Here is a 9,372-nt window from a genome sequence, read left to right as displayed (position 1 = left end):
GGGGGGGGGGGGGGGGGGGGGGGGGGGGGGGGGGGGGGGGGGGGGGGGGGGCGGCCGCGCGGGCGGGGCCCCCCCCCCCCCCCCCCCCCGGCGGTGAGGGAGGACGCCCCGGCCCGCGGACGACGGGAGCCCCGGTCCGTGGTGGGCCGGGGCTCCCGAGGCGCGGGGCTGAGCCGCGTTCAGTCCTGCGGCTGCTCGTAGGTGATGACCGTCCAGCCGAGCAGCAGCCGGTCACCGTCGGCGAGCGGGTGGGCGACGCCGGGCTCGAGCTGGGTCCACTCGGTCGCCTCCGGCCCGGCGACGTGCGTGCCGTTGAGCGAGCCGAGGTCGGTCAGCGTGACCTCGCGGCCGGCGCGCTGGATGGCCGCGTGCGCCGAGGACAGCACGTTCTGCGTGTCGGCGATCGGCACCGGCCGGGCGTTGCCCGAGGTCACCAGCTCGTGGCTGTCGGGCCGGCGGCCGAGGACGAGGTCCTCGTCGACGGTGACGACCAGGCCGTCGTCGAAGCGCAGCACGGGGGCCGAGGCGGTGTCGGGCTTCCAGAACGCCGTCTCCTCGCCCTCGTCGGCGCGGGCGCCGGACCCCACGACCGAGGAGCCGGACGAGCCGTAGGACGGCGTGCTGGCGGCGGCCCCGTAGGAGGAGGCACCGGCGAACCCGGCGTCGGAGCCGGCCGTGAACGACGACGGCGCGGCGGACGACGGCGCGGCGGCGGCACCGGCGTGGGCGGGCGCGGCCAGGTGCAGCAGCGCGCCGGACCCGGGGACGGTGCCGGTGTGCAGGTCGTAGGCGACACCGGGCGGCATCGACGGCGCGGCCTGCCCGGGGCCGACGTAGAGGGTGCCGCCCAGCGGGAAGCCGGCGGCCACGGTGCACCCGTCGGCCGGCTGGCCGGAGACCGGGACGCCGTCGACGGCGGGCTGCCCCTTGCCGGCCCACAGCGCGACGCCGGTGCCCGAGCCCCCCTCGGAGTCGACGAGGACGAGGGCGAAGGACGCCGAGCTGCCGCCGAGCGCGGGCACCTGGGAGGCCACGGCGGCCAGCACGCGGTCGGCGCCGGGGCCGGCGACGCCCAGGCAGGCGTGCAGGGCGGCGACGAGGGCCGGCGAGCCCGGAGCGTCGACCCAGAGCAGTCCCCCGCCGCGTCGTGCGACGACGGCGTCTCCGGGCAGGACTTCACAGCGGTCGGGCATGCGCGCCAGCCTAGTGACCTCGGCCGGGAGTGGGCGGCCCGGCAGCACCGCCACGCCGGTCGCCGCTCCCCGTGGGGGCGCTGCGACCGGCGTGACGGGTGGGTCGCCGGCCCGACCGCTAGGCGCTGCGGACCAGGCCCAGCTCCGCGGGGGTGGCCAGGTGCTCGGAGTGCGGCAGCACCCGGACCGTGTACCCGAACGCGCCGGTGCGCTCCAGCGGCAGCGTGGCGGTGAACCAGTGCCGGGAGCCCTCGGTCTGCTCGTGCTCCATCGGCACCGTGGTGACCTCGTGCAGGCCGTCGGCGTCGTCGACCCGCCCGTAGGCCGCCTGCACCTCGACGTCGGCGGGGCTCAGGTGCGGCAGCTCCACCTCGGCCCGCAGCGCCAGCGTGGAGCCGATCTCCGGGGTGTCCCCGGCGCCGGTGGCCTCCACGTGCGCCACCCGCACGCCGCTCCAGCTGTCCAGGATCCGGGCCCGCCAGTGCGCCTCGGTGCGCGCCGGGGCGTAGCCGGCATCGGCCATCGAGCGGGCCGACCCGGCGGCCGGCACGTACAGCTGCTCGACGTAGTCGCGCACCATGCGGGTGGCCAGCACCTTCGGGCCGGTCTCGCGCAGCGTGTGGCGCACCATCTCCACCCACCGGGTCGGGATGCCGTCGCGGTCGGTCTCGTAGAACCGCGGCAGCACCTGCGTCGACAGCAGGTCGTAGATGGCGCGGGCCTCGACCTCGTCGCGGCGGTCGTGGTCGGCGACGCCGTCGGCGGTGGGGATCGCCCAGCCGTTCTGGCCGTCGAACCACTCGTCCCACCAGCCGTCCCGGATGGACAGGTTCAGCCCGCCGTTGAGCGCCGCCTTCATGCCCGAGGTGCCGCAGGCCTCCAGCGGGCGCAGCGGGTTGTTCAGCCAGACGTCGCAGCCCCAGTAGAGGTAGCGGGCCATCCCGATGTCGTAGCCGGGCAGGAACGCGATGCGGTGCCGGATCTCGGGGTCGTCGGCGAACTTCACCATCTGCTGGATCAGCTGCTTGCCGCCGTCGTCGGCCGGGTGGCTCTTGCCGGCGATGACCAGCTGGATCGGCCGCTCCGGGTCCAGCAGCAGCGCCTTGAGCCGGGCGGGGTCGCGCAGCATGAGCGTGAGCCGCTTGTAGGAGGGCACGCGGCGGGCGAAGCCGATGGTGAGGACGTCGGGGTCGAAGGCGCCGTCGGTCCAGCCGACCTCGGCCTCGGCCGCCCCGCGCGAGAGCGCGGTGTCGCGCAGCCGGCGGCGGACCTCGTCGACCAGCCGGGCCCGCAGCATCCGGCGGGTGGCCCACAGCTCCGACGCGGGGATGCGGTCGACGCCGTCGAAGGAGACCGGCCCCCGGCTCTCGACCGGGTCGCCGGCCCGGGAGGTCTGGGTGCCCAGCTCCACGAGCTCCCGCGCGGTCCACGTGGGGGCGTGCACGCCGTTGGTGATCGAGCCGATCGGGACGTCGGCCTCGTCGAAGCCCGGCCACAGGTCGCGGAACATCCCGCGGCTGACGTGCCCGTGCAGCTCGCTCACGCCGTTGGCCCGCTGCCCCAGCCGCAGGCCCATGTGCGCCATGTTGAACTTCGCCGGGTCCTCCTCGGCACCCAGCGGGATGAGCTGGTCGAGCGGGACGCCGAAGCCGGCGAAGTAGCGCTCGATGAGCGCCCGCGGGAAGCGGTCGATGCCGGCGGGGACGGGCGTGTGCGTGGTGAACACGGTGCCGGCGCGGACGGCCTGCAGCGCCTCGGGGAACGACAGCCCGTGCGACTCGGTCAGCTCGCGGATCCGCTCGACGCCCTGGAAGCCGGCGTGGCCCTCGTTGGCGTGGAACACCTCCGGCTGCGGGGTGCCGGTGAGCTGGCAGTAGGCGCGCAGCGCCCGGACCCCGCCGATGCCCAGCAGCATCTCCTGCCGCAGCCGGTGGTCCTCGTCGCCGCCGTAGAGCCGGTCGGTGACGCTGCGCTCGGCCGGGGCGTTCTCCTCGATGTCGCTGTCGAGCAGCAGCAGCGACACCCGGCCGACCTGCGCCCGCCACACGTGCGCGTGCAGCGTGCGCCCCTCCGGCAGCGGCACGGAGATGACGACGGCGGACCCGTCGGGCTGGCGCAGCAGCTTGACCGGCAGGCCGTGCGGGTCCAGCGAGGGGTAGTGCTCGAGCTGCCAGCCGTCGGCCGACAGGCCCTGCTCGAAGTAGCCGGCGCGGTAGAGCAGCCCCACGCCGATCAGCGGCACGCCGAGGTCGGAGGCGGCCTTGAGGTGGTCCCCGGCGAGGATGCCCAGGCCGCCGGAGTACTGCGGGAGGACCTCGGTGATGCCGAACTCGGCGGAGAAGTAGGCGATGGTCCGCGGGGCGTCGGGGCCCAGCGACTGGTACCAGTGCTCGGCGGACAGGTAGTCCTCGAGGTCGTCGACGACGTCCTGCAGCCGTCGCAGGAACCGGCGGTCGGCCGACAGCGCGGCCAGCCGCTCGGCCGAGACCTCCCCGAGCACCTTGACCGGGTCGTTGTTGCAACGGCGCCACAGCTCCGGGTCCAGCGCCTCGAACAGGTCGCGGGTCTCCGGGTGCCACGACCAGCGCAGGTTCGTGACCAGCTGGGACAGGGGCAGGAGGGCCTCGGGCAGGGCCGCCCGGACGGTGAACCGACGCAGTGCTCGCACGCGGGGAGCCTAGCCAGCGGCGCGGGGCGGGACAGGTCGGCTCCGGTGCGTCCCACCCCCGTCTCACCCTCCCGGTTCCGGCTCCGCGCGGTCCGCTCCCCCGCCCCGGTGGCCGAGGTGTGGGCGACCCGCGCGGTGGATAGCGTGGCCGGGATGACTCGCCGCACTGACCTCCGCCTCGGCATCACCGATGTCGCCCCCGTCGTGTCCTGCGGGTCCTTCTCGGCCCGCGCCGTGGTCGGTGAGCACCTGCCGGTCACGGCCACCGTGTTCCGCGAGGGCCACGACGCCGTCGCGGCCGACGTCGTCTGGACCGCTCCGGACGGGACCCGCGGCGCGTTCACGCGCATGCGCCGGTACAGCGACCAGCCCGACCGCTGGATCGCCACCGTCGTCCCCGACCGCGAGGGGCGCTGGACCTTCCGGGTCGAGGCCTGGAGCGACCCGCTGGCCACCTGGCACCACGCCGTCGAGGTGAAGATCGACGCCGGGCAGGGCCCCGGGGAGCTGGCCAACGACCTCGAGGAGGGCGCGCGGCTGCTCGAGCGCGTGGCCGCCGACGCCGACGACGAGTGGCGCGGCCGGCTCGGCGGGGCCGCGGCCGCGCTGCGCGACACCTCCCTGACGCTGCACGACCGGGTGGCGCCCGCGCTGTCCTCGGCGGTGCAGCAGTACCTCGACGCGCACCCGGTGCGGGAGCTGGTCACCCCGACCGCCGACCACGAGGTGTGGGTCGACCGGCCGCGTGCCCTGTTCGGCTCCTGGTACGAGTACTTCCCCCGCTCGGAGGGGGCGGTCGTCGACGGCCGGCCCACGCACGGCACCTTCGCCACCGCCTCCGAGCGGCTGCCGGCGATCGCCGAGATGGGCTTCGACGTCGTCTACCTGCCGCCGATCCACCCGATCGGCACGGTCAACCGCAAGGGCCCCAACACCCCGCAGTACCCCGGCGGGAACCCGAACGAGATCGGTCCCGACGACGTCGGCTCGCCGTGGGCGATCGGCAGCGCCGAGGGCGGCCACGACGCGATCCACCCGCAGCTGGGCACCATGGAGGACTTCCGGGCCTTCGTCACCCGCACCCGGGCGCTGGGCATGGAGGTGGCGCTCGACTTCGCGCTGCAGGCCGCCCCGGACCACCCGTGGGTCAAGGAGCACCCGGAGTGGTTCACCACCAAGCCCGACGGGACGATCGCCTACGCGGAGAACCCGCCGAAGAAGTACCAGGACATCTACCCGGTCAACTTCGACAACGACCCCGAGGGCATCTACGCGGAGTGCCTGCGCGTCATCCGGGTGTGGGTGGACGCCGGCGTGCGGGTCTTCCGGGTCGACAACCCGCACACCAAGCCGCTGGACTTCTGGCACTGGCTGATCTGGCAGGTCAAGGAGACCGACCCCGACGTGCTCTTCCTGGCCGAGGCGTTCACCCGGCCGGCGATGATGCACCAGCTCGCGCGGATCGGGTTCACCCAGTCCTACACGTACTTCACCTGGCGGACCGGGCGCGGGGAGCTCGAGGACTACGGCCGCGAGCTGGCCGCCAACGCGCACTACATGCGGCCGAACTTCTTCGTGAACACCCCCGACATCCTGCACGCGAGCCTGCAGTACGGCGGGCCGCCGATGTTCAAGATCCGGGCGGTGCTCGCGTCGATGATGAGCCCCACCTGGGGCGTGTACTCCGGCTACGAGCTCTACGAGCACGTGGCGGTGCGGCCCGGCAGCGAGGAGTACCTCGACAGCGAGAAGTACCGGCTGCGGCCGCGCGACTGGGCCGGCGCCGAGGCGGCCGGCCGGAGCCTCGCGCCCTACCTGCGCCGGCTCAACGAGATCCGCCGGCAGCACCCGGCGCTGCAGCAGCTGCGCACGCTGCGCTTCCACCCGGTCGACAACCCGAACCTCATCTGCTTCTCCAAGACCGACCCCGGCTCGCAGGACGCCGTCCTCGTCGTCTGCGCGCTGGACAGCCAGAACCGGCAGATCGGGACGACGTCGCTGGACCTGCCCGCGCTCGGGCTGGACTGGCACGAGCGCTTCGCCGTCACCGACGAGCTCACCGGCGCCCGCTACGACTGGGGGCAGTTCAACTACGTCGAGCTGGACCCCTACTGGGAGCCCGCGCACGTCCTCTCGGTGCACCTCCCGCGGCCGGTCACCTGGTCGCCGGCCGTGCCCTGACCCCCCCCGCCCCACCCCCGGACCACCCACACGCGAGGACGACCCGCACCGATGACGCTCCCCGTGCCCGACCCGACCCAGACGGGCTCCGCGCTGCCGGCGCGCGGCACCGACCCCCTCTGGTACAAGCGCGCCGTCTTCTACGAGGTGCTCGTCCGCGGCTTCGCCGACAGCAACGCCGACGGCATCGGCGACCTCCGCGGCATGATCGACAAGCTCGACTACCTGCAGTGGCTCGGCGTCGACTGCCTCTGGCTGCCGCCGTTCTTCGCCTCCCCGCTGCGCGACGGCGGCTACGACGTCAGCGACTACACCGCCGTGCTGCCGGAGTTCGGCGACATCCAGGACTTCGAGGAGTTCCTGTCCGCGGCGCACTCCCGGGGCATCCGCGTGATCATCGACTTCGTCATGAACCACACCTCGGACCAGCACCCCTGGTTCCAGGCCAGCCGCAGCGACCCCGAGGGCCCCTACGGCGACTTCTACGTGTGGGCCGACGACGACACCGGTTACGCCGACGCGCGGATCATCTTCGTCGACACCGAGAGCTCGAACTGGACGTTCGACCCGGTCCGCAAGCAGTACTTCTGGCACCGCTTCTTCTCCCACCAGCCAGACCTCAACTTCGAGAACCCGGCGGTGCAGGAGGCGATCATCGACGCCCTGCGCTTCTGGCTGGACCTCGGCATCGACGGCTTCCGGCTCGACGCGGTCCCCTACCTGTTCGAGGAGGAGGGCACCAACGGCGAGAACCTCCCCCGCACCCACGAGTTCCTCAAGCACGTGCGCAAGGTGGTCGACGCCGACTACCCCGACCGCGTGCTGCTGTGCGAGGCCAACCAGTGGCCGGCCGACGTCGTCGAGTACTTCGGCGAGGACGGCGACGAGTGCCAGATGGCCTTCCACTTCCCGGTGATGCCGCGCCTGTTCATGGCCGCACGCCGGGAGCAGCGGTTCCCGATCTCGGAGATCATGGCCCAGACGCCGCCGATCCCCGACAACTGCCAGTGGGGCATCTTCCTGCGCAACCACGACGAGCTGACCCTGGAGATGGTCACCGACGAGGAGCGCGACTACATGTGGGCGGAGTACGCCAAGGACCCCCGCATGAAGGCCAACATCGGCATCCGCCGCCGGCTGGCGCCGCTGCTGGACAACGACCTCAACACCCTCGAGCTGTTCAACGCGCTGCTGCTGAGCCTGCCCGGCTCGCCGGTCCTCTACTACGGCGACGAGATCGGCATGGGCGACAACATCTGGCTCGGCGACCGCGACGGCGTGCGCACGCCGATGCAGTGGACCCCGGACCGCAACGGCGGCTTCTCCACCGCCGACCCGCAGCGGATGTACCTGCCGCTCAACGCCGACCCCGTCTACGGCTACCAGACCACCAACGTCGAGTCGCAGCTGCGCAACACCAACTCGATGCTGCAGTGGATCCGCCGGATGATCGCCGTCCGCAAGGAGCACCCGACCTTCGGTCTGGGCACCTACGAGGAGGTCGGCTCGCGCAACCCGACGGTGCTGTCGTTCGTGCGCGAGTTCGGCGACGACATCGTGCTGTGCGTCAACAACCTCTCCCGCTTCCCGCAGCCGGTGGAGCTCGACCTGCGCCGCTTCGAGGGGTACACGCCCATCGAGCTGACCGGCCGGGTGGAGTTCCCGCAGATCGGCGTGCTGCCCTACATGCTCACCCTCGCCGGGCACGGCTTCTACTGGTTCGAGCTGGCCCGCCCGCAGGAGCCGGCCGCCGAGCACGTCGAGGAGCAGGTGGAGGAGCAGGCCGCGGCCGGCACCGACAGCAGCCCGCTGGCCGACTCGCTGCTGGCCTCCGGGCTGGTCAACGAGGCCGAGCAGATCCCCGGTGACAGCGACACGCGCACCGACGACGACAGCACCGGAGGTGCCCGATGAGCACGGCCCTCGCCGAGGTGCTGCGGGACTGGATGCCGCACCAGCGCTGGTTCGGCGGCAAGGGCCGGGAGTGGGCCGACGTCAGCGAGGAGGGCTTCTTCCTCTCCCGCGCCGAGCCGGTGCTCTCGGTGCACCGGGTGCGCGTCACCTACACCGACGGCGCCGTCGAGACCTATCTCGTGCCGCTGTCCTGGCGCGCGCACCCCGAGGAGGACCTCAGCGCGGCGTTCATCGGGGCGGTGCCGGCCAAGGACGCCGAGGGCGCCGACCGGGAGAACTACGCCTACGACGCGATGCGCGACCGCGACGCGACGACGCCGTGGCTGACCCACCTGACCGCCGCCGCCACCGTCGGGCCGATGCACTTCCACCCGGCCGGCAGCCAGACCGACCCCGCGCCGATCCCCGAGGGCGTGCCCGGCGACATCGTGTCCACCGAGCAGAGCAACACCTCGCTGGTCTACGGCCAGGACGCCATCTTCAAGCTGTTCCGCCGGCTCGAGCCCGGGCTCAACCCCGACGTGGAGATCGGCGAGGCGCTGCGCCGCACGGAGAACCCGCACATCGCCCCGCTGCTGGGGTACGTCGAGATCGACGACCCCGACCCGTCGGTGGAGCCCGCGACGGTGGCGATGCTGCAGACCTTCGTCCGCGGCGCGAGCGACGGGTGGCGGCTGGCCACGGCCAGCGTCCGCGACCTCTACGCCGAAGGCGACCTGCACGCCGACGAGGTGGGCGGGGACTTCGCCGCCGACAGCGAGCGGCTGGGCGCGGCCACCGCGTCGGTGCACGCCGACCTCGCGCGGGTGCTGCCGACCGCGCCGGCCGACCGCGAGTGGTTCACCGCGACCGCCCGGGGCATGACCGAGCGGCTGGAGGCGGCGCTGGGCGTCGTCCCGCAGCTGGAGGAGCACGTCGCGGCGCTGCGGAAGGTGTACGCCGCCGTCGCCGACAGCCCTGAGGAGGTGCTGCGCCACCGGGTGCACGGCGACCTCCACCTCGGCCAGGTGCTGCGGACGGCGACCGGCTGGGTGGTGCTCGACTTCGAGGGCGAGCCGGCCCGCCCGCTGGCCGAGCGCCGGCAGCTCGACAGCCCGCTGCGCGACGTCGCCGGCATGCTCCGCAGCTTCGACTACGCCGCACGTCACATGCTGGTGGAGCAACCGGACGACGCCCAGCGCGCGTACCGGGCCCAGGAGTGGGCAGTGCGCAACCGCGGCGCGTTCTGCACCGGCTACTCGGCGGCGAGCGGGCTGGACCCGTGCGGGGACTCCCCTCTCCTGCGCGCGTTCGAGGCGGACAAGGCGGTCTACGAGTGCGTCTACGAGGCGCGCAACCGGCCGAACTGGCTCATGATCCCGCTGCAGTCGCTGTCCCGGCTCACCGCCGGGGAGTCCTGAGCCCCACCCGCACGAC

Annotated in this window: 5 protein-coding genes; 3 read left to right on the top strand and 2 right to left on the bottom strand. The window is 73.5% G+C overall.

All coding sequences use genetic code 11. The features are described from left to right. Positions 1-179: 179 nt before the first annotated feature. Both ACI8AD_RS13330 and glgP read right to left on the bottom strand, forming a co-directional pair. Positions 180-1,193 (bottom strand): FHA domain-containing protein, encoded by a 1,014-nt coding sequence (locus ACI8AD_RS13330; protein WP_456871011.1) that lies wholly within the window; start codon positions 1,191-1,193, stop codon positions 180-182. A 118-nt stretch (positions 1,194-1,311) separates the two neighbouring features. After that, positions 1,312-3,861, bottom strand: a complete 2,550-nt coding sequence (gene glgP / locus ACI8AD_RS13325) for an alpha-glucan family phosphorylase (RefSeq protein ID WP_456871010.1) — start codon at positions 3,859-3,861, stop codon at positions 1,312-1,314. A 153-nt stretch (positions 3,862-4,014) separates the two neighbouring features. On the opposite strand from glgP, the gene ACI8AD_RS13320 reads away from it, so the two are divergent. Genes ACI8AD_RS13320 through ACI8AD_RS13310 form a run of 3 tightly spaced genes read left to right on the top strand, consistent with a single transcriptional unit; the run spans position 4,015 to position 9,356 of the window. After that, entirely contained in the window at positions 4,015-6,042 is a 2,028-nt protein-coding gene (locus ACI8AD_RS13320) for an alpha-1,4-glucan--maltose-1-phosphate maltosyltransferase (protein WP_456871009.1), read from the top strand. 51 nt (positions 6,043-6,093) lie between these two features. Beyond that, a complete protein-coding gene (treS, locus tag ACI8AD_RS13315) occupies positions 6,094-7,956 on the top strand; it encodes a maltose alpha-D-glucosyltransferase (RefSeq protein WP_456871008.1) in 1,863 nt (620 codons plus the stop codon). Continuing rightward, positions 7,953-9,356: a maltokinase N-terminal cap-like domain-containing protein gene (locus tag ACI8AD_RS13310; RefSeq protein WP_456871007.1), complete on the top strand. Its 1,404-nt coding sequence runs from the start codon at positions 7,953-7,955 to the stop codon at positions 9,354-9,356. Before treS ends, ACI8AD_RS13310 begins: the two co-directional genes overlap by 4 nt. Positions 9,357-9,372: the final 16 nt, after the last annotated feature.

The sequence above is a fragment of the Geodermatophilus sp. SYSU D00766 genome (genome assembly GCF_054049915.1).
This window is presented reverse-complemented; position numbering and strand designations above follow the sequence as displayed.